24 protein-coding genes and 1 tRNA gene are annotated in these 24266 nt (G+C 62.0%); 14 read left to right on the forward strand and 11 right to left on the reverse strand.

Annotated features, from left to right (window positions below):
* The first annotated feature begins 270 nt into the window (after window positions 1-270).
* The gene (locus H146_RS20195) at window positions 271-3498 is read left to right on the forward strand and encodes a bifunctional diguanylate cyclase/phosphodiesterase (RefSeq protein ID WP_019950917.1); all 3228 of its coding nucleotides are present in this window, start codon (window positions 271-273) and stop codon (window positions 3496-3498) included.
* Window positions 3499-3790: 292 nt separating this feature from the next.
* A tRNA-Gly gene (locus H146_RS0105780) sits at window positions 3791-3866 on the forward strand.
* A gap of 193 nt (window positions 3867-4059) precedes the next feature.
* On the opposite strand, the gene H146_RS0105785 is transcribed toward H146_RS0105780, so the two are convergent.
* Window positions 4060-4806: a glutathione peroxidase gene (locus tag H146_RS0105785; protein ID WP_019950918.1), complete on the reverse strand. Its 747-nt coding sequence runs from the start codon at window positions 4804-4806 to the stop codon at window positions 4060-4062.
* A 204-nt stretch (window positions 4807-5010) separates the two neighbouring features.
* Window positions 5011-5496, reverse strand: a complete 486-nt coding sequence (locus tag H146_RS0105790; RefSeq protein WP_019950919.1) for a DUF6314 family protein — start codon at window positions 5494-5496, stop codon at window positions 5011-5013.
* On the opposite strand from H146_RS0105790, the gene H146_RS0105795 reads away from it, so the two are divergent.
* The 6 genes from H146_RS0105795 (at window position 5495) to H146_RS0105820 (ending at window position 10614) form a co-directional block, all read left to right on the forward strand.
* Window positions 5495-6373, forward strand: a complete 879-nt coding sequence (locus H146_RS0105795) for a DMT family transporter (RefSeq protein ID WP_019950920.1) — start codon at window positions 5495-5497, stop codon at window positions 6371-6373. The two genes, H146_RS0105790 and H146_RS0105795, sit on opposite strands and share 2 nt — an antisense overlap.
* A 67-nt stretch (window positions 6374-6440) precedes the next feature.
* On the forward strand, window positions 6441-7325 hold the full coding sequence (locus H146_RS0105800) for an NAD(+) kinase (protein WP_019950921.1): 885 nt from the start codon (window positions 6441-6443) through the stop codon (window positions 7323-7325).
* Window positions 7325-8278: a metallophosphoesterase gene (locus H146_RS0105805; RefSeq protein ID WP_019950922.1), complete on the forward strand. Its 954-nt coding sequence runs from the start codon at window positions 7325-7327 to the stop codon at window positions 8276-8278. The genes H146_RS0105800 and H146_RS0105805 overlap by 1 nt, the downstream gene beginning before the upstream one ends.
* Before the next feature lie 262 nt (window positions 8279-8540).
* A complete protein-coding gene (locus H146_RS0105810; RefSeq protein ID WP_019950923.1) occupies window positions 8541-9398 on the forward strand; it encodes a rhomboid family intramembrane serine protease in 858 nt (285 codons plus the stop codon).
* 49 nt (window positions 9399-9447) lie between these two features.
* Entirely contained in the window at window positions 9448-9714 is a 267-nt protein-coding gene (locus tag H146_RS0105815; RefSeq protein WP_019950924.1) for a YeaC family protein, read from the forward strand.
* The gene (locus H146_RS0105820) at window positions 9715-10614 is read left to right on the forward strand and encodes a DUF2797 domain-containing protein (RefSeq protein ID WP_019950925.1); all 900 of its coding nucleotides are present in this window, start codon (window positions 9715-9717) and stop codon (window positions 10612-10614) included. It begins immediately after the preceding gene.
* Window positions 10615-10621: 7 nt separating this feature from the next.
* Here the strand turns inward: H146_RS0105820 and H146_RS0105825 are convergent, their stop codons facing one another.
* Window positions 10622-12121, reverse strand: coding sequence for a RimK family alpha-L-glutamate ligase (locus H146_RS0105825; protein WP_019950926.1), 1500 nt, complete (start codon window positions 12119-12121; stop codon window positions 10622-10624).
* Window positions 12122-12203: 82 nt separating this feature from the next.
* Here H146_RS0105825 and H146_RS0105830 point away from each other — a divergent pair, with 82 nt between their 5' ends.
* From H146_RS0105830 to pepN, 4 genes are all read left to right on the forward strand, one after another.
* Complete coding sequence (locus tag H146_RS0105830; RefSeq protein ID WP_019950927.1) at window positions 12204-12683, forward strand: GNAT family N-acetyltransferase; 480 nt, start codon at window positions 12204-12206, stop codon at window positions 12681-12683.
* An 89-nt stretch (window positions 12684-12772) separates the two neighbouring features.
* Window positions 12773-13219 (forward strand): YbaN family protein, encoded by a 447-nt coding sequence (locus tag H146_RS18580; protein ID WP_019950928.1) that lies wholly within the window; start codon window positions 12773-12775, stop codon window positions 13217-13219.
* A 55-nt stretch (window positions 13220-13274) separates the two neighbouring features.
* Window positions 13275-13640 carry a YbaN family protein gene (locus tag H146_RS0105840; protein WP_245558693.1) on the forward strand — a complete coding sequence of 122 codons (366 nt, stop codon included), beginning with the start codon at window positions 13275-13277 and terminating at the stop codon, window positions 13638-13640.
* Window positions 13641-13741: 101 nt separating this feature from the next.
* Entirely contained in the window at window positions 13742-16378 is a 2637-nt protein-coding gene (gene pepN, locus H146_RS0105845; RefSeq protein WP_019950930.1) for an aminopeptidase N, read from the forward strand.
* Between the two features lie 87 nt (window positions 16379-16465).
* Here the strand turns inward: pepN and H146_RS0105850 are convergent, their stop codons facing one another.
* The 3 genes from H146_RS0105850 to H146_RS21835 all read right to left on the reverse strand — a co-directional run bounded on the left by H146_RS0105850 (window position 16466) and on the right by H146_RS21835 (window position 18074).
* On the reverse strand, window positions 16466-17020 hold the full coding sequence (locus H146_RS0105850) for an invasion associated locus B family protein (protein ID WP_019950931.1): 555 nt from the start codon (window positions 17018-17020) through the stop codon (window positions 16466-16468).
* Between the two features lie 130 nt (window positions 17021-17150).
* A complete protein-coding gene (locus tag H146_RS0105855) occupies window positions 17151-17639 on the reverse strand; it encodes an Lrp/AsnC family transcriptional regulator (RefSeq protein WP_019950932.1) in 489 nt (162 codons plus the stop codon).
* Between the two features lie 39 nt (window positions 17640-17678).
* Window positions 17679-18074 (reverse strand): hypothetical protein, encoded by a 396-nt coding sequence (locus tag H146_RS21835; protein WP_211213292.1) that lies wholly within the window; start codon window positions 18072-18074, stop codon window positions 17679-17681.
* Between H146_RS21835 and H146_RS0105860 the strand changes: the two genes are divergently transcribed.
* Window positions 18073-19785, forward strand: a complete 1713-nt coding sequence (locus tag H146_RS0105860; RefSeq protein WP_019950933.1) for a 2-isopropylmalate synthase — start codon at window positions 18073-18075, stop codon at window positions 19783-19785. The two genes, H146_RS21835 and H146_RS0105860, sit on opposite strands and share 2 nt — an antisense overlap.
* 106 nt (window positions 19786-19891) lie before the next feature.
* Here H146_RS0105860 and H146_RS0105865 read toward each other — a convergent pair whose 3' ends face one another.
* From H146_RS0105865 to nfo, 4 genes are all read right to left on the reverse strand, one after another.
* The gene (locus H146_RS0105865; protein ID WP_019950934.1) at window positions 19892-20452 is read right to left on the reverse strand and encodes a FlgO family outer membrane protein; all 561 of its coding nucleotides are present in this window, start codon (window positions 20450-20452) and stop codon (window positions 19892-19894) included.
* On the reverse strand, window positions 20446-21147 hold the full coding sequence (locus H146_RS0105870; RefSeq protein ID WP_019950935.1) for a hypothetical protein: 702 nt from the start codon (window positions 21145-21147) through the stop codon (window positions 20446-20448). Before H146_RS0105870 ends, H146_RS0105865 begins: the two co-directional genes overlap by 7 nt.
* A gap of 160 nt (window positions 21148-21307) precedes the next feature.
* Entirely contained in the window at window positions 21308-21601 is a 294-nt protein-coding gene (locus H146_RS0105875; RefSeq protein ID WP_019950936.1) for a hypothetical protein, read from the reverse strand.
* Between the two features lie 29 nt (window positions 21602-21630).
* On the reverse strand, window positions 21631-22476 hold the full coding sequence (gene nfo, locus H146_RS0105880) for a deoxyribonuclease IV (RefSeq protein ID WP_019950937.1): 846 nt from the start codon (window positions 22474-22476) through the stop codon (window positions 21631-21633).
* Window positions 22477-22598: 122 nt separating this feature from the next.
* Here nfo and H146_RS18585 point away from each other — a divergent pair, with 122 nt between their 5' ends.
* Complete coding sequence (locus tag H146_RS18585) at window positions 22599-23054, forward strand: cupin domain-containing protein (protein WP_019950938.1); 456 nt, start codon at window positions 22599-22601, stop codon at window positions 23052-23054.
* Between the two features lie 61 nt (window positions 23055-23115).
* Here the strand turns inward: H146_RS18585 and H146_RS0105890 are convergent, their stop codons facing one another.
* Window positions 23116-24123, reverse strand: a complete 1008-nt coding sequence (locus H146_RS0105890; RefSeq protein WP_019950939.1) for a formate/nitrite transporter family protein — start codon at window positions 24121-24123, stop codon at window positions 23116-23118.
* Window positions 24124-24266 lie beyond the last annotated feature (143 nt).

Raw genomic sequence — 24266 nt, forward strand, 5'->3', positions numbered from 1 at the left:
AACTGCCACCCGGGGGCGTTCTTCCTTCCACTGGCCGGCGCATGGAGCAGCGGTGCCGGCGGTCATATTAAAGTCGGCACGTCGGATGCCGTTATAGTGAGTAACGCCCTATCTATTTTTGCGTTAGAGGACTGCCCGTTAAATGTGGGTCTTCGAACGACGTTTGTCGCCGCTTGCCATGCACGCTGTCGCTTTAACGGTTGCAAAACACCCGCCGGCAGACTGAATGGCGCATGTAATAACCTGAACCGAATTCGTAAGGGATAGATTGTGACGAGCAGCAGGCACGATATCTACAGCGTCGCACCCGAACAGCGTGCCCTCAACACTCACTTTGCAGTTGCCCTTTTCGATGCGGATTTCGGGCTCATACGAGCCAATCGGCGATATCTGGAGCTTTTCGGCGACGACATCGAGTTACTCAAAGGACACGACGAAGCTGCAACCTTCGTGTTGGAAGCAGAAAAGCATGCCTACCATGCATTGCGCCCGGCGCTTGAAAGCGGTGAGGCCTGCCAGTTCGTCTCTCTGAGAGTCCTTGGCAACGGCCACCAGGCATGGATCGAAGCCGATTATATGCCGCTGCTGGAAAATGGGGAACTGGTCAATGTTGCGGCGACCTATACCGATGTCACCCATATACACAATCGCGCCGCCGACGACCGCGGCCAGATCAGCGCTATTAATGCATCGCAGCTGGTCATGCACCTTTCGGTCGATGGCAGCATACTTGAGGCCAACAGCCTGTTTCTGGAGGCTCTAGGATATCGCGAGGAGCAGTTGATCGGCCTTTCTCACGACGTTCTGGTAAGCCGGGAAGAGGCGGCAGGCGACGACTACCACATTTTCTGGCAGCGATTGCGCGACGGCGAGCACTGTAACGCTGAGTTCAGGCGCGTAGGCCAACAGGGCAACGAGGTCTGGCTGCAGGCCAGCTACAATCCGATTATCGATCCCGCGGGCCGTGTCAGCCGAATCGTTCAGTACGCCACCGACATTACCAGTGAAAAGCTGCGTCAGGCCGAATATCAGTGGCAGATTGCTGCGATTAACAAGTCGCAGGCGGTTATCGTCTTCGATATGTACGGCACGATCCTTGAGGTCAACGACCGTTTTCTGAAAGCGCTGGGTTATGAGCGTGACGAAGTCGTCGGCCAGCATCACCGTATTTTTGTGGTCCCCTCTTATGCGCACAGTATCGAGTACTCGCAGTTCTGGAAGCTGCTGCGCAACGGTCAGTATCACGCCGGTCAATATCAGCGCCTTTCAAAAGATGGGGAGCCTGTCTGGCTTCAGGCCACCTACAATCCGATTTTTGACATGAACGGCAGGGCCTTCAAGGTCGTCAAATACGCCTCGATAGTGACCGAAGAAAGAGCGCAGCAGACCGATCATCAGGGCCAGATCGCGGCGATTCACAAGTCACAGGCGGTCGTCTCTTTCGCGCTGGATGGCACCATCATCGATGCCAATGACAACTTCCTGAACCTCATGGGCTACCGCTACGCCGAGGTGCGCGGGCAGCATCATATGATGTTCGTGGACCCCGCCGATAGTCTGGACAGCGACTACAGACTGTTCTGGGAGCGCCTGGCGCGGGGTGAACACCAGGTTGCCGAGTTTAAACGATTGGCCAAAGGCGGTCGTGAGGTCTGGCTGCAGGCTACTTACAATCCGATCTTCGATATGAACGGGCGCCCGTTCAAGGTGGTGAAATACGCCACCGATATCACGGCTGAAAAGCGTCAGCAGGCCGATTACAGAAGCCAGATCGAAGCTATCAATCGCTCTCAGGGGGTGGTTGAACTCGGCCTGGATGGCACGATTTTATCGGTCAATGACAATTTTCTGGCCACTCTCTGCTATCAGCGACAGGAGGTCGAAGGCCGGCACCACAGCATGTTGGTCATGCCGGGTGTCGAGCATACGCAGGAGTATGCCGATCTGTGGTCAACGCTGAGATCCGGCACCTTTCACTCCGGTATGTTCAGGCGCCAGAAGCGTGATGGCGGAGAGGTCTGGCTACAGGCTACTTATAATCCGGTGCTCGATTTCAATGGCAAGCCCTACAAGATTATCAAGTTTGCCTCCGATGTTTCGGCCAATGTCGAGATGGCGAGAGCGCATCACGAAGCGTCGAGACTGGCCCAGCATGATGCCACCACGGCGCTTCCCAATCGACTCAAGCTGGCCGGTTTCATGACCACGGCACTGCCGCATCCTTCGGCGCGTCTAGCTGTGCTGTATATCGATCTGGACCGTTTCAGGGCGGTCAATGACGCGCTCGGTTATAGAACCGGTGATTGTGTTCTGGGTGAAGTGGCGGACCGGCTTCGCCGCAGCCTCGAAGACGATCAGATGGTTGCTCGTTTCGGTGCCGACGAATTTGTGGTGGCTGCTCCGGGGCTTGAAGAAGAAACTATCGAAACGCTTTGCAGGACACTGCTGGCGCGCATCGGCGAACCCATACAGCATCAGGATGGTCAGATTAATCTTACAGCATCGATAGGGATAGCGATATCGCCCGCTGACGGCACCTCGCCCGATGATTTGCTCAAAAACGCCGATATCGCCATGCAACGTGCTCGGAGGGCCGGTCGCGCGACCTACAGCTTCTTCGCCGAAGAGATGAACGCGCGTATCACCTCGTATCGCATCAGGATCGATGATATACGTCGCGGCATTGCAAATCAGGAGTTTGTCCTCGAATATCAGCCGCGATTCGACACCCACGACAGGCGCGTCTTGAGTGTCGAGGCGTTGGTGCGCTGGCTTCATCCGGAAAAGGGGCTCGTTGGGCCGGGCGAGTTCATTGACCTTGCTGAACGCAGTGGGCTGATTATCCCGCTGGGAGAATGGATACTGAATACCGCCTGCCGGACAATTGCCGCTCAACCGCACGATATCGGTGTTTCTGTCAATATCTCACCGGTGCAGTTTCGAGGCGGTACACTGCTGGATACCGTCGAAAAGGCATTGGCCCGATCGGGGCTTGCAGCAGAACGGCTTGAGCTGGAGATTACAGAAAGTGTCCTGCTGGATAACCCCGATGAAATCAGGCCCATTCTGCAGCGTATCAAGTCGCTTGGCGTTAGGCTGGCGATCGACGACTTTGGTACCGGTCACTCTTCTCTGAGCTACCTGCGCTCTTTCCCTTTCGACGTCATCAAGATCGACCGGCAGTTCATCAGCGATATGGTCGTTCAGGACGGTGGGCGTGCTATCGTGCATGCCATTTTGAGCCTTGGGAAGGCGCTTGGACTTGGCGTTATCGCCGAAGGCGTCGAGACCGAGCAGCAGTTCGAAATGCTGGCCTCCGATGAGTGCAAAGAGGTGCAGGGCTTTCTGCTTGCAAGGCCGATGCCGGCGCCTGATCTGGGGAAATTTCTCGATCGTTCCCCCATTGTCAGCGGCCGGCAGACATCTGATGTCCGCCTGCTCTCCGGCAAAAGCGCCGGGCGCAGCCAAGGTGGGGCCTTGGAAATGAGTGGTAGCTGATCCAAGCCGGCGAGGTAGCGCCGTGCACAACAGACAAGCAAGTCGGATATGGGCTGCTGATATCAATAAAAAACCGCCACACGAGGTGGCGGTCAGCAAGGAACAGTAAGCCAGGACGATTCTTCAACGTCTGAAGAAGTGCATCCTGTCTACTCTGACCACGGTTTTTCCGTTTTGATCCATGGCTTGCCAATTTTTTTGTAAAAAAAGATAACGATTGGGCCCTCATCGGTAAACGCAGCGCCACAAGGTACTTGTCCAGCTGTGCACTGCTCATTACTATGGGCAGCATGCGGGTATAACTCAGCTGGTAGAGTTCCAGCTTCCCAAGCTGGCTGTCGTGGGTTCGAGTCCCATTGCCCGCTCCATCATTTCTTCCCGGTTTTTCAGCTTCCCTATCCACCCAAAGTTCTGTTCGTTGATCGCCGGGCTGGAAGCGCCGCGCGCATTGAGATCACTGCTGCACCCTCCTGGGGCATCGGATGATGCAGGGCCTGTCATATGTGGATACAAAAACGGCCACCCGAGGGTGGCCGTTGCCGCGAATATCTCACCTGGCGATCAGGCGGAAGCCTTCTCGAAATGCTCGGCCAGTTCGTCGGCACCGCCAATGTGCTGGCCGTCAATCCACACCTGCGGGGTAGTGGCACGACCGGTCATGGCACGCAGCGAGCGGCTGGTGACGTCGCGATTGCCGATGGAGATGTCTTCGTAGGCGATGTGGTGATCTGCCAGTGTCTGCTTGGCACGAGCGCAGTGCGGGCAGCCCGGCTTGGTGATCACCGTGGCAAAGCTGGGTCGGCTGGCCTGCGGATTGAGGTAGTCGAGCATGGTATCGGCGTCGGAGACCTCGAAGGGGTCGCCCGGTTTTTCCGGCTCAATGAACATCTTTTCGACCTTGCCATCGCGTACCAGCATGGAATAGCGCCAGCTGCGCTTGCCGAAGCCCAGATCGGACTTGTCGACCAGCATGCCCATTCCTTCGGTGAAGGAACCATTGCCATCGGCCAGCAGGCTGAGGTTTTCCGCTTCCTGATGCTCACCCCAGGCTTCCATCACGAAGGCATCATTGACCGACAGGCAGACGATCTCGTCGACGCCGTTGGCAAAAAGCTGTTCGGCCAGCTCGTTGTAGCGCGGCAGATGAGTAGACGAACAGGTCGGCGTGTAGGCGCCCGGCAGGGAAAACACCGCGACGGTACGGCCGGAAAAGATGTCCTTGGTTTCGACATCGATCAGTTCGCCGCCGCGACGCTGCTTGAGCGATACATTGGGGACGAATTCGCCTTCACGATTCTGCAGTGCCATGGAAGTGCTCCGTAACGCTTAGAGGTTATATGGCAACCCGTGGTTACCATCGACTATGGGACCAAAGGATAATGGCGCAGGGGCGGCGGTGGGAAATTGCTTTTGGGCAAAGGTATTAATAATTTTCGTTAATCGTGGGCGTATAACAAAATTCATTATGACCGTTAAGGTGCTTCTGCTCCCGCGGCAGGACCTCACGGGCGATCAGGGCGTGTAGCGATAGTGGATGCGCTCCTGCTTGCGTGGCCCTTCGATCGACCAGATCAGATCGAATCCTGTGCCGTCGATATGCAGCGCGCCACTGTACAGGTCCCGCACGCAGAGGTGTGGTGCCAGGCTCTCGAAGCGATCTTCGGCCATCGGCGCCATGTCGAACAGGAAGACGGCCCGGGTGGCGCCGAAACGCTCATGGTAGAGCGACAGCCGGCGCTCGGCGATGTCGAAGCGGTAGACGTTGCGAAAGGGCATCTCGCGGCCGCTGGCGTGCTGGAATGTTCCCTGTTCGTGAAAGCGAACCGAGGTGCCGTCATCCTTGATCTGTACCTCGCCGTAACCACGGCCCGCCCAGTCGGTGCTGGAGCGGGCTCCCGGCGTGGCGCTGAAGGTCAGGGCGCGGGTTGCGGCCAGGCGCTGACGCAGGCGTATAATGGCGGTTAACTCAAATATTTTTTCAGGTTGACTGCTTGTCATGGCCTATCTACTTGGCGTCACGCTTTTGTGGTCCTTCTCCTTCAGCCTGATCGGCGTCTATCTCGCCGGTCAGGTGGACAGCTATTTTGCAGCAATGACGCGCGTTGCGCTTGCCTGCGCGGTGTTTTTGCCCTTTCTGCGTCCGGCGCGCGTGCCGCCGCAGCTGGCGGCCGGACTGACGGCGATCGGCGCGGTGCAGCTGGGGCTGATGTATGTCTGCTACTACCAGTCCTTCGTGCTGATCAGCGTACCGGAAATTCTGCTTTTCACCATTTTTACGCCGATCTATATCGCTCTGCTCGACGATATGCTGGCGCGGCGTTTTTCGCCTTTTCCGCTCGCCATGGCACTGCTGGCGGTCGTCGGGGCGGCGATGATCCGCTACCAGACGCCGGATGGCAATTTCTGGAGCGGCTTTTTCATGGTGCAGGGCGCCAATCTCTGCTTTGCGCTGGGACAGGTGGCCTACCGCCACCTGATGCGCTGCGATGCGTCGGTGTCGGCACTCAACGCCTTCGGCTGGTTCTATATCGGCGCGCTGCTGGTCGTTGTACCCGCCTGGTGGTGGCTGGGCGATCCGTCGCGACCGGCGACCACGCCGCTGCAGTGGGGCGTACTGCTGTGGCTGGGAGTCGTGGCCTCCGGGATCGGTTATTTTCTCTGGAACCAGGGGGCGCGCCGTGTCAGCGCCGCTACCCTGGCAGTCATGAACAATCTGCTGATTCCCGCCGGTCTGCTCGTCAATCTGACCCTGTGGAATCGCGACGCCGAGCTCGATCGGCTGGCGCTCGGGGGAAGCGTCATGCTGCTGGCGCTGCTGCTCAGTGAGTGGCGCCGCCGCCGGCCGCTGCGCCCGACAGTCGGCCGCACTTGCTGAGTGGCGGTTTGCCCGGCCTCTGCTGGCACCGCATAATGCCGCCTGATCGAGTACTCCGGATGATGTCATGACGCAATTCACCTCAGTGGGGCTGGTAGGGCGACCCGGTAGTGACAAGGTGATCGAGACCCTGACGCGGCTGATTGCCCATCTCGAGCGGCGCGGTTTGAGGGTCAACCTCGAAAGGGAGACCGCCTGCGAGTGTCTGGGGGCGACTCGCAGCGGGCTGACGCTGGAGGAGATCGGCCGCAGCTGCGATCTGGCTATCGTGGTCGGCGGCGACGGCAGCCTGCTGGGTGCCGGCCGTGAACTGTGCCGTTTCAATACCCCGGTGCTGGGGGTCAATCGCGGTCGGCTGGGCTTTCTCACCGATATCTCGCCCGACGAGGTAGAGAGCCGGGTTGACGAGGTATTGGGCGGTGACTTCGAGCGTGAAGAGCGCTTTCTGCTCGATATGGAGGTCGAGCGCGACGGCGTGATTGTGGGCGCCAGTGCCAGCCTCAACGATGTGGTACTGCACCCGGCGGCGGCGGTGCGGATGATCGAGTTTCGTCTGTCGATCAATCACGACTTCGTCTATCGTCAGCGCTCCGACGGCCTGATCGTCGCGACACCGACCGGCTCCACCGCCTACTCGCTCTCCGGCGGCGGGCCGATTCTGCACCCGCGGTTGGAGGCCATGGTGCTGGTGCCGATGTTTCCTCATACGCTCTCCAGTCGACCCATCGTGGTCGACGCCGCCAGCCGCATCTGCATCGAGGTGATCGACAGCCACGGCGCCGAGCTGCACGTCAGCTGCGACGGTCAGATGCGCGTGGTCGTCGAGCCTGGTGACGTACTGCATATCCGCCGCAAGGCGGAGCGGCTTCAACTGATCCATCCCCCTGGTTACAGCTACTTCGAGGCCTGTCGCTCCAAACTGGGGTGGAGCAGTGCGCCTGCGGAGCAGTGATGATGGCGGATGACGGTGGCGTCGATCTGATCGGCGATATCCACGGTTGCGCCACGCTGTTGACGCGACTGCTGGAGAAGATGGGCTACCGTCTTCACGGCGGCGTATGGCGCCATCCCGATCGGCAAGTGATCTTTGTCGGCGATCTGATTGATCGCGGTCCCGAAGTGCGTCAGACGCTCGACATCGTCTATCGCATGGTGGCGGAGGGCGAGGCGCAGATCGTACTGGGCAATCACGAGGTGCGTGCCCTGCGTGAGTGCCTGCCGAGCGAGCAGGGCGGCAGGCCGCGTTCACCCGGCCCGGGTGGCGAACGTGTCCTGCGTGCCACGCTTGAACAGTTTGAAGGCGCGCCCGGGCTCTGGAGCCACTATCTGGAGTGGTTCGCTCGGCTGCCACTGTGCCTCGAGTTCGAACACTTCCGGGTTGCTCATGCGCTGTGGGACGAGAAGCTGCTGCGGCCTTTTCTGGCGTGTCGTCCGGATGGATGTATTGACCGCCCATGGCTGGCCGCCGCCATCCCCGGCAGTCACGAACAGCACTTGCTGGACAGTACCACTCGCGGTGTCGGCCTGCGCCTGCCGCGCGGCTGGCAGGTGCAGGCCCGTGACGGTGCCGTACGACACAGTTTTCGCGCCGGTTTCTGGTATGCCACGCCACGCACCCTGGGCGAGGTGCTGTTTCAGCCCGACCCGCTTCCCGCCGCACTGGCGGCACAGCCCCTCGGTGACGAAGCGTGTGACCGCCTGGTCTACTACGCCCCGCAACAGCGGCCGCTGTTCGTTGGCCACTACTGGTGCCGTGGCGTGCCGGCACTGCCGGCGCCCAACATTGCCTGCCTGGATTACAGCGCCGTCAGGGGAGGGCGGCTGGTGGCCTACCGTTTTGACGGCGAACAGGTTCTCGATGCCGGCCGCCTGTGCTGGATAGACGCCGACAGGACGCTGCGATAGGCAGGCCGTGGAAAAAATCACAAATTTTTCGCAACGGCGTGGAACTTCCTCGCGCTGTGGCCGTCAGAGTAAGTGTTCCCTTGAATGATCCCTTGCTCTTGTCCGGTTGGCCCTGTCCACCGGACTTCTTTTTTTGTGCGATTCCGGGTCACAATACTGCCCCGGGCCTGCCGATGTCGGCTACCCTGTTGAGCACTTTTCCGGCGCGTGCCGGAACCGTCATTCACACTGGCTGACAGCCTCCGTTGCCATGGGAGCCGGTATGCCGCAGGCGCTACGTTTTTCCGCCGACACCGACCTCGACGCGCTGCGGCGCGCACTCTGGGCCCATCGTATCGGTCATCATTTCGAGTATCGCGACGGCGATCAGATTCTATGGTTGATCGACGATGCCCAACTGGAGGCCGCCCACCGGCTGGTAGCGCGGTGGCAGCGCGGCGAGTCGCTGGCGCTGGAAAGCGACGCAAAGGGCGTGGCGCGCAGCGGTTCGGTGGGCGGGGCGCTGGCCGCGGCCCCCGTGACGGCCGCGCTGGTTGCGCTCTGCGTGGCGGTCTACGGTCTGCAGCTGCTTTCCGATCTCGGCACCCTGTCATGGCTGGCGATCGTACCCTTCAGCCTCCAGGGCGAGCAGCTCTACGCCGGCACCCTGGCCGAGGCGCTGCGCCACGGTCAGATCTGGCGCCTTTTCTCTCCCGCCTTTTTGCACTTCAGCCCCATGCATCTGATTTTCAACCTGCTATGGCTGTGGTTTTTTGGCCGACAGGTCGAGGTGCTTCAGGGGCGCATGCGGCTGCTGGCGCTGCTGTTGATCGCCATGGTGGTCTCCAATCTGGCACAGTACGCCACCGGTACCGTACTGTTCGGCGGTATGTCGGGCGTGGTCTATGCGCTGGTGGGTTTCGTCTGGCTCTACGCTCGGCTGGTGCCCGACAGCGGTTTCAGCTTTCCGCAGATGCTGGTGATCTTCATGATCGGCTGGCTGGTGCTGTGCATGACACCGCTGGCCGATTGGATCGGCTTTGGCAATATCGCCAATGAAGCGCACCTCGGCGGTCTGCTGCTGGGGCTGATTGCCGGTGCGCTGGCGTCACGCCGCCCGGTGCGCCGGGGTTCGATATAAACGCCTGCCGAATCCACTCAAGCGGAATTCACTCAAGGGAGAGGCTGCCATGAGCGATATGACCTTCGAGCGCATGATCAATCAGATGAGCCCGCAGATGTATGAAGCGCTCAAGCGCGGCATCGAGCTGGGAAAATGGCCCGACGGCCGGACCCTGACGGCAGAGCAGCGCGAACTCTGTCTGGAGGCGGTCATCCGTTTCGAGGTCGAGCATGACGTACCGGTCGAGGCGCGCATCGGCCATATTGATCGCCACGGCTGCGGCAGTGACCGTAACGGTGAAGCTACCGGCGACACCATTCGCTGGCTCAACTGAGTGGTGTCTTCTTCCAACGCTGCCCATGAAGCGCAGCTGGAGGGTGTGCTGACGCCGATGGCGGTCGAGGCCGACGAGAGCGGTCGGGCGCACTATCGGCTGCAGCTCGGCGGGCAGACGCTGCCGCTCAATCACTGGTTGGGCGCCACCCTCTCTCTGTCTGCGACAGGCGATATTCAGTGTCTCAACTGCGGCACTGCCACTCTCGAAAGTTTTGGCCGTGGCTACTGCCGGCGCTGTTTTTTCAGCCTCGCCCGCTGCGATTTCTGTATGGTCAGCCCGGAGCGCTGCCACTATTTCGAAGGGACCTGCCGTGAGCCGCAGTGGGGTGAGCGCTTCTGCTTCTCGCCCCATCTGGTTTATCTCGCCAATGCTTCGGCGCCCAAGGTCGGGATCACCCGCGCCGGCAATCTGCCGGGGCGCTGGTTGAACCAGGGTGCCAGCCAGGGGCTGGCGATTCTCGAAGTGGCCAGCCGTCGCCAGGCGGGCTTTGTCGAGGCGCTGTTTCGCGAGCAGATCAGTGATCGCACCAGTTGGCAGCGCATGCTCAAGGGGCCGCCGGCGCCGGTTGATCTCGTCGCCCTGCGTGAGTGTCTTTTCGAGCGCCTTGCTGCAGGTCTCGAAGCGCTTCACCAGCACTTCGGCGCCGGTAGCGTCACGCCCTGTGCCGGGGCGCGGCCTTTTGCCTTCGAATATCCGGCGCTGGCCTGGCCCGAGCGGGTGCGTGCCCGCAATCTTGACCGCGAGGCCTCGATCGAGGGGCGGTTGATGGCCATCAAGGGGCAGTATCTGCTGCTGGACAGCGGCGTAATCAACCTGCGCAAGTACGCCGGCTACGGCATTCGTTTACGGCTGGCGAGCGGCGCCGAGGCGGCGCCCGGCCAGCGGGCGCTGCTGTAGCGGCGGCTCACTCCCCCGTCGCCGTGCGTACCGGCCGGTGCTGCTGCTCCATCTGCGCCAGAAACCAGCCCATCACCCGGCGATAGAGCTCGCGCCCCAGCACGACGTCCTCGACGCCGGCATCCAGATTGGGATTGTCGTTGACCTCAATGACCACGACCCGGTCACCGCTCTGCTTGAGATCCACCCCGTAGAGGCCGCGACCGATCAGTTTGGTGGCGCGCAGCGCCGCTTTGATAACCTTCTCCGGCGCCTGTGCCGGGTCGATGGTATCGAAGCCGCCGCTGCGCACGCGGCCACCGCTGTGGTCATAGATCTGCCAGTGGCCGCGTGCCATATAGTAGCGGCTGGCAAACAGCACCTGGCCGTCGAGAATGCCGATGCGCCAGTCGTATTCGGTGGGCATCCACTCCTGCAGCAGCAAAAGCGCCGAGTCCTTGAATAGCCGTCGTGCCTGCTGGTCGAGCTGCTCGCGAGAGTCGATACGGACTACGCCGCGTGAAAAGGCGCCATCGGGCACTTTCAGTACCTGCGGAAAACTGAGCGTAGCGGCGAGGCTATCGAGGCGTTTGAGATCGCCGCGATTGAGCAGATGCCCGTTCGGCGCCGGGATACCGCGAGCGCGCAGCAGGGCGTGCAGATACACCTTGTTGGTGCAGCGCAGAATCGAGCGCGGATCGTCGATGACCACCAGTCCTTCGTGTTCAGCGCGGCGCGCCATGCGCCAGGTGTGATGATCCAGCTGAGTGGTCTCGCGGATGAACAGCGCGTCGAACTCCGCCAGTCGCCCCTCGTCGCGCCGGGTGATCAGGCTGACGTCGATCCCCATTGAGCGGCCGGCACGAATGAATTCCCTGAGGGCGCTCTTGTTACTGGGCGGCAGGCTCTCCTGCGGGTCGACGAGAATCGCCAGTTCGAAGCGATAGCGCCGCCGCGCCGTCGGAGTGCGCCACACCTGGCGGGAGTGACGATTGAGGGCGCGCGCGAAGCGCTCCTCTTCGTTGGCGTTGATATCCTTCAACGCCCGTGGGCGCAGGCTTGCAAGGCGCCACTCGCCGTGGCGTTTGACCAGCTTTGCCTCCATGATGGGGCAGGGCAGCTTCTCGAACAGGCGGCGCCCCAGCCGCGCCAGCGTCTCGCTTTCGGTATCGCCGAAAAAAAGCCGCAGGGTCAGTTTTTCACCGGTTAGCGCGCCGCGTCGGTCCAGCTCTGCCATAGTGTCGTTGAGCCCCGCCAGCTGCAGGTCGATCAGCGCCTTGCGCCCCAGCTGGTTGAGTGTCTCGACATCGGGCTGCACCCGCTGGCCGCGCGCCTGAGCCAGCAGTGAGACGTAATAGCCGGTTTCCAGATAGTCGAGGCCGCTGCACAGATTGATGACATGAGTGGCGCGGTCGCGTGCCGGGTCCTCGTCAAGGGCGAGGAAGTCGTCGGCGCTGATCAGATCGTCGCTGGGATAATAGGGGCGCCAGTCTTCGGGCTGGTCGACGACAATGCGTAGGCGGGACATGCGGTTCTCCGGAAGGTGGGCGCTATAGCGCCGTGCAGTGATAACATGAAAAATGCAGGGATTGACAGGGGGAGCAACCACGATGGCATTCAGGCTGCGCGCTGCCGACGGAGCCGATGTGGAGGCGCTCGATGAACTCGAGCGTGCCTGCTTCGGTGACGATGAAGACAGCTTCAGTGCCTCCCAGCTGAAGTATCTGGTCACCAAAGCCAACGCCGAAACGCGGCTGCTGGTCGATGAAAGCGATGAGCTCAAGGGTTACGGTACGCTGCTTTTTCGCCGCAACGAGCATCGCGCGCGTCTTTACTCCTTCTGCCTGCATCCCGAGGCGCGCGGCCTTGGGCTGGGGCAACGGCTTCTGCTGGCGCTGGAAATGACGGCGCTGGCACGCGACTGCGATCACCTCTATCTGGAGGTGCGCGCCGACAATCGCGAGGCGATCGCCCTGTACCGGCGCATGGGTTATGAGATGCAGCGCTGGCTGGATGATTACTACCACGACGGCTGCGCCGCCTGGCGCATGATTCGGCCTTTGGGACAGACCGCCGCATCCGACAACTGAAACCGTGATGCGGCACTTTGTGCCAGGCGGTTGGTTGTCGGCTACCGCGGCGCTACCATCGTACTTTCCCTTGCCGTTGGAAATGATCGATGTCGCAGCCTCCTTCCCGCAATGCGCCGCCCCGCCGCCTGCGACGCGGTTTTTGGATCGCACTGGCGGCGCTCTGCTTTGGCATCGGCGTGGTGGGTATTTTCCTGCCGCTATTGCCGGCGACCGACTTCATGCTGCTGGCGGTGATCTGCGCCTCGAAGGGCTCAAAGCGCTTTGAGCGCTGGATTCGCCGCAATCGACTCGCCGGTCCGCTTATCAGCGCGTGGGAAAAGGAGCGCGCTATCGCCCTGCCGGCCAAGATAGTGTCGCTGTCGATGATGGTGTTGAGTGGCTGGGTCATCTGGATTCATACCGGCTTTAGCTGGGTGTTCTGGCTGCTGGCCGCGGTGCTGGTGGCCGTGGGCGCCTTTGTGGCCAGTCGGCCACGGCCGACCCGTCGCTGGCAGCGTGGCGATGCGACGGCTACCCCGGATGACGGGGAATAGTGACGCCCGCTCGAGCAGAGGCAGTGCCTGCGGTCCATGTGAGGAGATGACCTTTATGCGCTACTGCTGGATGGCGCTGGCGGCACTGTGCTTTGCGCTGGGTCTGGCCGGCGTGGTGCTGCCGCTACTGCCCACCACGCCGCTCATGCTGGCCGCGGTGGCACTGGCATCGAAAGGTTCACCGCGCTTTGCCGGCTGGATTCGCCGTCACCGCATTGCCGGCCCGGCGATTCGCAGCTGGGAGCGCGAGCGCGCCATCGCACCGCGCGCCAAGAGGGTGGCGGCGCTGGCGCTCGCCCTCAGTGCTGCGCTGGTATGGTTTGCCCTCGACGCTCTGTGGCTGCGCCTTTTGATCTGCCTTTTGCTGGTGGCGATCGGCGCCTGGATCGTGACGCGCCCGGTGCCGTCCTCTTCAGTCTGAGTCGCGGCTTTTCGTCCTCTCCTGGCAGATACCCTTTGAGCCCGCGTAAACTGGCCCATATCAAAAGTTCTGCTGTCTACTTACTCTGAATCGGAGCCTCCATGGCCGAGCCGCAAGCGATCTATCTGCACGACTACCAGCCGCCCGCCTACCGCCTCGAACGCACCGAACTGACCTTCGATCTCAACGAGAAGGCGACCCGGGTACGCGCACGCCTGCATCTGCAGCGTCATCCCGAGGCCGAGGCGCAGGCGCCGCTGGTACTTTGGGGCTGCGAGCTGGGACTCGAGCGTATCGCCATCGACGGCCAGCCGCTGCTGGAGAGCGAGTATCGTATCGAAGGGGAAACGCTTACCGTCGAGCGCGTGCCGGAGCGCTTTCTGCTCGATACCGAAGTCGTGATCGAGCCGGCCGCCAACACTGCGCTGGAGGGGCTTTATGTCTCCGGGCCGATCTTTTGCACCCAGTGTGAGCCGGAGGGCTTTCGCCGCATTACCTGGTACCCCGACCGCCCCGACGTGCTGGCCCCCTTTACCACCACCGTGATCGGCGACCGCGACCGCGAACCGGTGCTGCTCTCCAACGGCAATCCGGTCGAGCGCGGCGAGCTGCCCGGTAACCGCCACTTTGTCAGCTGGCAGGATCCGCACCCCAAGCCCGCCTATCTGTTCGCGCTGGTGGCGGGAAAGCTGGACTGCGTGCGTGACAGTTTCACCACGGCGAGCGGCCGCGAGGTGGCGCTGGAGCTGTGGGTCGAGGAGGAGAACCTGCACAAGACCGAGTGGGCGATGGCGTCGCTCAAGCGCGCCATGCGCTGGGATGAACAAAGCTACGGGCGGGAATACGATCTCGATCTGTTCATGATCGTGGCGGTCAACGACTTCAATATGGGAGCGATGGAGAACAAGGGGCTCAACATCTTCAACAGCGCCGCCGTGCTCGCCAATCCGCAGACCACCACCGACGCCGCCTTCCAGCGTATCGAGGGTATCGTGGCCCACGAGTACTTTCATAACTGGTCGGGCAACCGGGTGACCTGCCGCGACTGGTTTCAGCTGGCGCTCAAGGAGGGGTTCACCGTCTTTCGCGACCAGACCTTCTCCGCCGATACCAATTCGGCGCCGGTCAAGCGCATCGAGGACGTAGCGCTGTTGCGTACCCTGCAGTTTGCCGAGGATGCCGGCCCCACCGCGCATCCGGTGCGTCCCGATCACTTCATCGAGATCTCCAACTTCTACACCCTGACCATCTACGAAAAGGGTGCCGAGATCGTGCGCATGCTGCGCAATCTGATCGGCGCGGAGACCTTCCGCCGTGGCAGCGATCGCTACTTCGAGCGCTTCGACGGCCAGGCGGTGCGAGTGGAGGATTTCGTTGACGTCATGGCCGAGGTCTCCGGGCTCGATCTCGGTCTGTTCATGCGCTGGTATTCCCAGGCCGGCACGCCGCAGCTCGACTGCCGGGGCGAATATGACGAGGCCGGCCAGCGCTTCACGCTCACCGTGCGGCAGCACACTCCGCCGACGCCGGGTCAGCCCGACAAGCTGCCCCTGCACATTCCGCTGCGTATGGGGCTGCTCGGTGACGATGGTACGCCGCTGACGCTAAGCGTCGATGGCGAAACCCCGGGCACCGATACCGTGCTGCACCTCACCGAGGCCGAGCAGCAGTGGACCTTCGAGGGTATCGAACGGGCACCGGTGCCCTCGCTGCTGCGCGGCTTTTCGGCGCCGGTGCGCCTTGACTACCCCTGGTCGCGGGATGAACTGGCGCATCTGATGCGCTTTGATGAAGACGGTTTCAACCGCTGGGATGCGACCCAGCGGCTGGCGCTGACCGCCATCGAGGAGATGATGACGGCCCACGCGGCCGGCGAGACGATGCACCTCGATGCGCGGCTGATCGATGCCTTTCGTTATCTGCTCAATCAGCCTGCCGATGACCGCGCGGTACTGGCGGAAATGCTGCGCCTGCCGAGCGAGGCGTGGATTGCCGAGCAGCAGTCGCAGGTCGATGTCGATGCCATTCACGCGGCGCGGCGCGCTGCCATCGAACAGCTCGCCGACAGCCTCTATGCCGACTTTGAGCGTGTCTATCACGCCAATCAGTCGACCGCGGGTTATGCCCCCACTCCCGAACAGATCGCCGCGCGCAGTCTGAAAAATATCGCGCTCTCCTATCTGACCGCGAGCGGCGAGCCGGAGACGCTGGCCATGGCGAAAGCGCAGTTCGAGGCCGATGACAACATGACCGACGTGCGCGCGGCGCTGACGCTTCTGGCCCACTCCGACCGCGCCGACCTGGGCGATCCGGCGATTCGTGCCTTTGGCGAGCGCTGGTCGCATGACGCCCTGGTAATGGATCAGTGGTTTGCCACCCAGGTGACGCGGCCCCAGCCGGATGCGCTGGAGCGGGTACGCTTTCTGATGCAGCACCCGGCGTTTTCGATCAAGAATCCCAACCGGGTGCGGGCCCTGATCGGCACCTTTACCCGCGACAACCGGGTCAACTTCCACCGCCGCGACGGCGCGGGCTACCGGCTGCTGGCCGACGTGGTAATCGAGCTCAACCGGCTCAATCCGGAGATCGCTGCGCGTATGATCGCGCCGCTGACGCGCTTTCGCCGCTTCGACGAGGCGCGCGCTGCTCTGATGCGCGGGGAACTGGAGCGCATTCGCGCCGAGAAACTGTCGCGCAACCTGCACGAGGTAGTGGAGAAGGCGCTGGCCGAGACCTGAGCCATCCTCTGCAAACGATCGCCCCCGCCGGAGCGGGGGCGATCAGGTGCGACCGACCGTGGCTGTGGGCCCTGGCCGTGCGGTGCCTCAGGGAGCGATGCGCTGGCTGGCGTTGGTAAAGCCCATCAGTGACAGATTCAGGTCGAGACGTTCGCCGTCCGGGGCAATGGCGCTGATGGTTGCCTGGGTACCGCCGCGCAGTTGCTGCTGCATATTGGCATCGAGCGGCAGGTTGGCGCGACAGCCCTGCGGTGTGCAGACCTGGAAGGGAAAGCCGGTGGGTTCGTTGCTGTCCACCTGCAACTGCATGCCGGGCGCCAGCCTGATGCCCAGCGGCAGCAGGAATACCATCACCGGGCCGTCGGCCTGCGGCGGGTAGCCCACCATGACGCGCATCAGCGGCTCATTGCTGTCGGGGTTGTTGACCACCTGGTTCATGGTGCAGCGCTGCTGTGCCGTGGCGCCGCCGGTCGGGCAGCGCACTTCCCAGCTCTGAAACTGCTGGGTATCGAAGTTTTGCTGCTGCGCCTGGGATTGGGACGGCGCCCCGGGCTGGGATTGCGCCTGCGCCAGGGCGGTGGTGGTGCCGGCAGCGGCAAGCAGGGGAAAGAGGGCGGCGAGCAGGGCGCGACGGATGAACATGGCATCTCCAGTGTGTAGGTGGATCGATAGCATCGGTCCGTTGGTATTCAGATTCGATAGTGTAAAGAAAGGTTGAGCGTATTCGAACACGAGGCGGGCCCGGGGTTCCAGCGCCGCAATATATTCACTGTCAATTGCTCAGCGGCACACCGCGATTTTCGAACACCGGGCGCAGCACGAAATTGGAGTGCACCCCGGACACTCCCTCTATAGGAGTGATGTGCTGCAACAGCAGACGCTGAAAGTCGTCCATGTCCTCGACGCTGATCTTGAGCTGGTAGTCGACTTCCTGGCCGGTAATCATCAAACACTCCTGCACCTGCTCGATAGCCGCCACTTGATTTTCGAAGTTGGCAAAACGTTCCGGGGTGTGACGATCCATCGAAATATGCACCAGCGCCATCAGCCGGTAGCCCAGCCGCCGGGCGTCGACCAGCGCCCGGTAGCCGGTGATCAGCCCGCTCTCCTCCAGCGCCCGTACCCGCCGCAGGCAGGGCGAGGGCGACAGCCCCACGCGCTCGGCCAGATGTTGATTGCTGAGCCGCCCTTCGCGCTGCAGTATGTCGAGAATCTGTCGATCGTAGCGGTCGAGCGCAAACTGATTTTCTCTCTTTGTCATTTATCGCAATCCTGTTCCGTTTAACAGCAATATGCGCCATTATTTTGCCAAAATACCAGAAAATAATCCGAAATTGACAATCAAATGCCCCGCCTGCGGCGTTACACTGTAGCGGTCGGCAATCAAAGCCTCGATGACCCACCGCCGCTTCACGAAAGCGGCGGGAGGCGATGCTTCACAAGAGCGTCGCCGCGCTCCGCACAGTCTATCCGGCTGTTGTGTCGCATCGGGGCAAGCCGATCCTGTTCGGCACGAAACACGACTCAGGAAACGCTGCATAAATGCCTGCGCTAGCGAATCGCTGCGTTGCGTGGTACTCGAATACTCGCCTAACCCCATGTTATGTCTCGTGTTCTGTGTTCCATGCGCCTTGCGCTTCATCTCGCTCGTCGATTTATTCAGCGTTTCCCTTATGCGTCCATCGGGGTAGACCATGACTGCTTTCAATCAGCGCGCCTTTGATCATAAAAAATACAGCCCGGCACCGCGCGTGCCCGCTTTTAACCGTCAGTGGCCGGATCGCGATCTTGATCGCGCACCGATCTGGGTCAGTGAGGATTTGCGCGATGGCAATCAGGCGCTACTCGAGCCGATGAGCGTGGCGCAGAAAAAGCGCTTCTGGAAGCAGATCGTGCAGGTGGGTATCAAGGAGGTGATGGTCGGTTTTCCCTCGGCGAGCCAGCCCGACTACGACTTCGTGCGCTGGCTGATCGAGGAGGATCAGATCCCCGAAGATGTCACCATCGCCGTGCTGGTGCAGTGCCGCGAGCATCTGATCGAGAAGACTTTCGCATCGCTGGTGGGGGTCAAAAGGGCGATTATTCATCTCTATAATTCCACTTCGACCACCCAGCGCGAGCGGGTATTCGAGATGGACCGCGATGGCATTATCGATATCGCCACCAGCGGGGCGCGCTGGGTCAGGGAGCACGCCGAGCGCTATCCGCAGGTCGACTGGCGCTTTCAGTACTCGCCGGAAAGTTTCTCCAGCACCGAACTCGACTTCTCGCTGGCGATCTGCGAAGCGGTGATGGATGTCTGGCAGCCGACGCCGGATAAAAAGTGCATCCTCAACCTGCCCAACACCGTGGAGGTGGCGGGACCGCATCACCACGCCGACCAGATCGAGTATTTCTGTCAGAACATCAGCCGCCGCGACAGCGTGATTATCTCGGTACACACCCATAATGACCGCGGCGGCGCGGTGGCTGCCGCCGAGCTGGCCTTGCTGGCCGGCGCCGAGCGGGTCGAGGGCACCCTGCTGGGCAACGGCGAACGTACCGGCAATATGGATATCGTCACCCTGGCGATGAACCTCTATAGCCAGGGGATCGACCCTGAGCTGGATCTTTCCCGTCCGGACGAGATCATTCAGGTCGTTACCGAGTGCACGGGCATTGCCATGCATCCGCGCCACCCCTGGGTGGGCGACATGGTCTACACCGCTTTTTCCGGCAGCCACCAGGATGCGATTCGCAAGTCGCTGCGCAAGCAGGGCGACGACGAGCCCTGGCAGGTCGCCTACCTGCCCATCGACCCGCGCGACATCGGGCGTGACTACCAGGCGGTGATTCGCGTCAACAGTCAGTCGGGCAAGGGCGGCATGGCCTTCTTGCTGGAGCGCGACTACGGCATCAGCCTGCCGCGCTGGATGATGCTGGCGCTGGCACCCCACGTGCAGGCCGAGAGCGAGCGACTCTCCGGGGAGCTCTCCAGTGACGCCATTCGTCGGCTGCTGTTCGAGACCTTCACGCGTGATGCGCCGCTGTCGCTGGTTGACTACCGCCTGTCGCGTGGCGGCAACGAGACGCTGTCGGTAACGCTGGATGACGACGGCGAAGCGCTGGCTCTGGAGGCGGGGGGCAACGGTGCGATGTCCGCTTTCATGAATGCCTGGCAGCAGCACAGCGGCCAGCAGGTGGGCATCATCGACTATAGCGAGCACTCGCTGGGCGGCGACAGTGAGGCCAACGCCATCGCCTTCGTGCAGCTCAACGTCGACGGCCAGCGCGTGGCCAGCGTGGCGGAGGACAGCGATACCGTCAGCGCCTCGCTCAAGGCGGTCATTGCCGGTATCAACCTGGCCCGTGAGCTGTCCGGCAGCCGCGACAGTCTCTCCGCCATGGTGGAGAGCAGCGAGTCCTGAAGGCGCGTCACCGCCGCTCCGCGCAACCAAAGAGGCCCGCCCATCGTTGGATGGGCGGGCCTCTTTGCATGATCTTTAACGCCGGATGGGCGGCATGCGCTGTTGATCAATAGGCGTATGGCGTCGCCAGCAGCGACTGCACGTTGGCGTCCAGCGGTATGCGGAAGCTGGTGGCGCCCAGAATGGCGCGATCCGCCAGCCGCACCAGCCGGGCGTTGACCAGTACCTCGGCGCGCCCCACGGCATAGGTGCCCAGCAGCACGGCGGTGGCGTCGTAGTTGCTGCCCAGCTGCTGAACGTTGCGCGACAGGATCAACTCGCCGGTACGCTCCTCGATGTAGAGACTGCTGCGCAGTTTGACCTCCATGACGTTGAGCCCGCCCGCGACCAGTTTCGAGGTGAGCGCCTCCGACAGCGCCCGGCCCAGCGTCGAGGAGCTGTCGAGTTGATCGATATCGACAAAGGTGGTGGCGATCGTGCTGTCGCTGGCCGACAGACGGCCTCTTGCGCTCTCCAGCAGTTCGTCAGCGGCATCGTCGACGGCTGACAGGAGCGTGGGCTGAGGCGCTATCTCGTTATTGCCGGGGAGCAGCGTGCAGCCGGCCAGCAGGGTGGCCAGCAGCACGGCGATCAAGGGCGCCCACTGTTTTTTGAATATTTTTACCATTGTGTTGAAAGCCTCAGCCCGCCACGGTTTTCGACGCTGTTGTCATTGCCGACATTAGGCTCACGAACGGCGTATTGGCTGCTGTCGCCGTCGTTGACATAGTAGATATTGGACGATGAGAAGAGCAGGGTATCGTATTCGCTCGCCCGGGTGGTGATGATCACTTCGGTATCGCCGACCTCGGTGATGTTGCCGCTGAAGGCATCGAACAGCGCCGCGCCGGGTATCAGCGCCAGCGCCGGCTCGGCCCAGTGGTTGATAGGTTGAAAAGCCAGCGTGACGCCCGCGGCCAGAGCGGTGAAGGTGCCCTCCGGGCGGCGGATAAAGCCACGATCCTGGTGTTCCACGACCTGTACGTCGTAGTCGACGAACACCGAGCCCTCGGGCTGAGTGCTGACCAGTGCACCATTGTTGACCAGTTGGCTCTCCAGCAGCCGGTGAAAGGCACGCGAGAAGGGCGTGGAAGGCACCGGTTCGGCGATATAGAGAGGGCTGCCGCGCAGCCGCTGACGGGCCATGATGGCGCGCGCCTCGTGGCGCGCCAGCACGTCCCAGTGGTGGGCGGCCTGCATACGCCGCTGCTCGGTCAGCGGCCAGCTGGTCGCCATCGGCGCCTGGGCGGTATGAAGCTGGAAACAGCCGCTCAGCGAGAGGAGAAGAGCGAGGCAGAGTACTCCCCGGATTTTCAGTGACATCGACAGTTCCCGTACGCACAGACATGGACGCCACGCTACCGCGCGGCTTTCAGGAGGATGTTGTCAGGTATCGGCGCTGCGCGACAAAGCTTGAGCGCGGTCTACCGATACGGTTGGCACGGGATGTGTGGCGCTGTCGCGTCAGGGAATCAGCCAGGAGTCAGGGAATCAGCCAGGAGAGCACCAGCAGGCCCAGCACCAGCCAGATCAGGCCGCCGATGACGGCGCCGCGAAACAGCGCGCGCACGCCGCTGATCAAAAGCAGCAGGCCGATAATCAGCACGGCAAGGCTGAAAATCGAGGGACTGATGCCCAGCGAGCGGGTCAAGCCGTCGATGAAGCCATCCATGGCGCCGAACAGGTTGGCAAATATCGAGGCGAGAAATTCCACCAGGCTGCGAATGATGTCGCCCAGCCGCTCGCCGATCCAGCTGAAAAATCCTTCCGATTGCATATGGCACCCTTTTACGTGATCGAGACGCTTCAAGCGCGCTGCTGCGCGCGCAGCCAGGCGATCTCCTCGCCCCAGATGGCTGGTTCGACGGTCTCGAGAATCATGGGAATGCCGTCGAGGCGCTCATCCTGCATGATAGCGATAAACCCCTCGCTGCCGATGTTGCCCTGGCCGAGGCTGTGATGGCGGTCGACGCGGCTGCCGAGCGTGCTTTTGGCGTCATTGAGGTGCATGCCGCGCAGGTAGTCCATGCCCACCACCCGCGCGAATTCATCGAGGGTCGCGCGGGTCGCCTCACGACTGGTGAGGTCATAGCCGCCGGCGAAGGCGTGGCAGGTGTCGATGCAGACGCCCACTCGCGAGTGGTCCTCGACCTGTTCGATAATCTCCGCCAGCTGTTCGAAGCGATAGCCCAGATTGCTGCCCTGGCCGGCGGTGTTCTCGATCACCGCGGTGACGCCGCGGGTTTGTGACAGCGCGTCGTTGATCGACTCGGCGATGATCTTCAGACACTCACGCTCGCTGATTTTGCGCAGGTGGCTGCCGGGATGAAAGTTGAGCAGGGTGAGCCCCAGCTGTTCGCAGCGCTGCATTTCATCCAGGAAGGCGGCGCGGGATTTGGCCAGCCCTTCGGCCTCGGGGTGGCCCAGGTTGATCAGATAGCTGTCGTGGGGAAGAATCTGGTCGGGACCGAAGCCGTGTGCCTCGCAGGCCCGTCGAAAGGCGTCGATGACCCCGTCATCCAGGGGCCTGGCCTGCCACTGGCGCTGATTTTTGGTAAACAGGGCAAAGGCGTTGGCGCCGATGTCGACGGCGCGGCCGACCGCCTTGTCGACGCCACCTGCGGCGCTGACGTGGGCTCCGATATATTTCATGAGTCCTGCCGAATGGTAAAATAACAGGCGCTATGGTACGTCATTGTGAAAAGCGATGCGCCCTGTTGGGCAAGGATTGAAGTCGATCTGCGTATGTACTGCCACCAGCGGAGATAACGACGATGAATCGAGGCGAGGCGCTGATTCGCCACCACCGGATGCAGCCCCATCCGGAGGGCGGCCACTTCGTGCGCGTTCAGTGCAGTGACGCCGAAGTACGCTCGCCGATCAGCGGCGAGCGACGAGCGGCCATGACGCACATCTATTTTCTGCTGCGCCGCGGCGAGGTGAGCCGACTGCACCAGGTGTGTCACGACGAGCTGTGGTGCGTCTACGAAGGTGCCCCCCTGCGGCTGATACGCGGCGACGGGCACCACTTTGACGCCGTCACCATCGGTCCCGGCTGTGACCACTACCAGGCGCTGGTGCCCGGCGGCCGCTGGCAGGCGGCCGAAAGCCGCGGTGATTTTACCCTCTGCGGCTGTACCGTGGCACCGGGATTCGATTTCGCCGACTTCGCTCTGATGGCGCCCCACCAGGCCGCCGAGGTGCCCACCTGCTGGCAGCGCTTTATCTGACCGCCGCCGGGTGCACGGCTGGCTGGTGCGTGACGAACAGGCGCCCTGACGCCGCGACCCCTCAGCGGCGTCCCTTTCTCTGCGGCGTGCGCTTGCCGGCCATCTCCTGTCCCTTGTGTTTGGTCGCCCTGAGCGGGTGGCGACGCTGGATCAGGCCCTGCTTGCGTTCGCGCTGCGCTTCCAGATCACCGCGAATCTGAGCGTGGCTGATCAGGGCGAAGATGAAGGTGCCGCCGACGACGTTGCCGGCCAGGGTGGGCAAACCGAACACGAAAAAGAAATCGTTCCAGTCGGCGTGGCCGGCAAACACCATGTAGAACATCTCGCTGGAGCCGACGATGATGTGGGCAAACTCGCCGATCGCCATCACGTAGGTGATGATAACAATGATCCACACCTTGGCGTCGCCGGCAGCCGGAATCAGCCACACCAGGGTGGCGATCATCCAGCCGGCCAGAATGGCACTGGCGAACATTTCGAAGGGCGTTTTCGCCATTAGATGTTCGCCGAGGGTACGGAAGGCGTCGTGGGTGGCCTGGTCGAACATCGGCATGTGCAGAAAGGTGGCGGCGGAGAGTGCCGCGCCGATCAGGTTGCCCAGCAGCACTACGCCCCACAGGCGACCCATGGCGGCGAAATTGCCCGGCGTCGGATGGCTCATTACGGGCAGCACGGCGGTGACGGTATTTTCGGTAAAGAGCTGCTGGCGCGCCAGAATGACGACGATAAAGCCGACGGTGTAGCCCAGGCACTCGATCAGAAAACCGGCAGGAATATCGCCGACGTGGGCGTGCATGATGCCGCGCGCCACCATTGAAAAGCTCATGGAAATGCCGGCCGCTATTGCCGACCAGAGCAGCGCCATGGAGTCGCGCGAGAGCTCCTTCTGACCATCCATGCGCAGGCGCTGGTGAACCGCAGCTGCCTGAGAGGGCAGCTCATGATCCGGTTCGTGTTCGATCTCGCCGCTGTTCTCCTGGCCTTTTTCCTGCGTGTTTTCTGTCTCGCCTTCCGTGCTTTCCGTGCCGCCCTCGAAGTCGTCCTCGGCGTGGTTCTTTTGTTCGCTCATGATGACATCCCTGTGTCTGTTGGCGGTCGCTTCTGTTTCGACCTGTTCTACTTCGTCGGTCCTGAAAAACCAAAAATCACCGTGAAATCATGATTATGCGCCTGGATGATGCTCCCTTTTCGGCGTAAAATCTGGTCTATCCT

It is taken from the genome of Kushneria aurantia DSM 21353 (assembly GCF_000382245.1).
Lineage (GTDB): Bacteria > Pseudomonadota > Gammaproteobacteria > Pseudomonadales > Halomonadaceae > Kushneria > Kushneria aurantia.

Bases quoted from the DNA above. Each gene is read 5' to 3' on its own strand.
- H146_RS0105800 (WP_019950921.1), top strand. From the start codon at position 6,441: ATGACGCAATTCACCTCAGTGGGGCTGGTAGGGCGACCCGGTAGTGAC.
- H146_RS0105870 (WP_019950935.1), bottom strand. From the start codon at position 21,147: ATGTCACTGAAAATCCGGGGAGTACTCTGCCTCGCTCTTCTCCTCTCG.
- H146_RS0105815 (WP_019950924.1), top strand. From the start codon at position 9,448: ATGAGCGATATGACCTTCGAGCGCATGATCAATCAGATGAGCCCGCAG.
- H146_RS18580 (WP_019950928.1), top strand. From the start codon at position 12,773: ATGTCGCAGCCTCCTTCCCGCAATGCGCCGCCCCGCCGCCTGCGACGC.
- H146_RS18585 (WP_019950938.1), top strand. From the start codon at position 22,599: ATGAATCGAGGCGAGGCGCTGATTCGCCACCACCGGATGCAGCCCCAT.
- H146_RS0105810 (WP_019950923.1), top strand. From the start codon at position 8,541: ATGCCGCAGGCGCTACGTTTTTCCGCCGACACCGACCTCGACGCGCTG.
- H146_RS0105830 (WP_019950927.1), top strand. From the start codon at position 12,204: ATGGCATTCAGGCTGCGCGCTGCCGACGGAGCCGATGTGGAGGCGCTC.
- pepN (WP_019950930.1), top strand. From the start codon at position 13,742: ATGGCCGAGCCGCAAGCGATCTATCTGCACGACTACCAGCCGCCCGCC.
- H146_RS0105790 (WP_019950919.1), bottom strand. From the start codon at position 5,496: ATGACAAGCAGTCAACCTGAAAAAATATTTGAGTTAACCGCCATTATA.
- H146_RS0105785 (WP_019950918.1), bottom strand. From the start codon at position 4,806: ATGGCACTGCAGAATCGTGAAGGCGAATTCGTCCCCAATGTATCGCTC.
- H146_RS21835 (WP_211213292.1), bottom strand. From the start codon at position 18,074: ATGGTCTACCCCGATGGACGCATAAGGGAAACGCTGAATAAATCGACG.
- H146_RS0105865 (WP_019950934.1), bottom strand. From the start codon at position 20,452: ATGGTAAAAATATTCAAAAAACAGTGGGCGCCCTTGATCGCCGTGCTG.
- H146_RS0105840 (WP_245558693.1), top strand. From the start codon at position 13,275: ATGCGCTACTGCTGGATGGCGCTGGCGGCACTGTGCTTTGCGCTGGGT.
- H146_RS0105825 (WP_019950926.1), bottom strand. From the start codon at position 12,121: ATGTCCCGCCTACGCATTGTCGTCGACCAGCCCGAAGACTGGCGCCCC.
- H146_RS0105860 (WP_019950933.1), top strand. From the start codon at position 18,073: ATGACTGCTTTCAATCAGCGCGCCTTTGATCATAAAAAATACAGCCCG.
- H146_RS0105855 (WP_019950932.1), bottom strand. From the start codon at position 17,639: ATGACAAAGAGAGAAAATCAGTTTGCGCTCGACCGCTACGATCGACAG.
- H146_RS0105890 (WP_019950939.1), bottom strand. From the start codon at position 24,123: ATGAGCGAACAAAAGAACCACGCCGAGGACGACTTCGAGGGCGGCACG.
- nfo (WP_019950937.1), bottom strand. From the start codon at position 22,476: ATGAAATATATCGGAGCCCACGTCAGCGCCGCAGGTGGCGTCGACAAG.
- H146_RS0105795 (WP_019950920.1), top strand. From the start codon at position 5,495: ATGGCCTATCTACTTGGCGTCACGCTTTTGTGGTCCTTCTCCTTCAGC.
- H146_RS0105875 (WP_019950936.1), bottom strand. From the start codon at position 21,601: ATGCAATCGGAAGGATTTTTCAGCTGGATCGGCGAGCGGCTGGGCGAC.
- H146_RS0105805 (WP_019950922.1), top strand. From the start codon at position 7,325: ATGATGGCGGATGACGGTGGCGTCGATCTGATCGGCGATATCCACGGT.
- H146_RS0105850 (WP_019950931.1), bottom strand. From the start codon at position 17,020: ATGTTCATCCGTCGCGCCCTGCTCGCCGCCCTCTTTCCCCTGCTTGCC.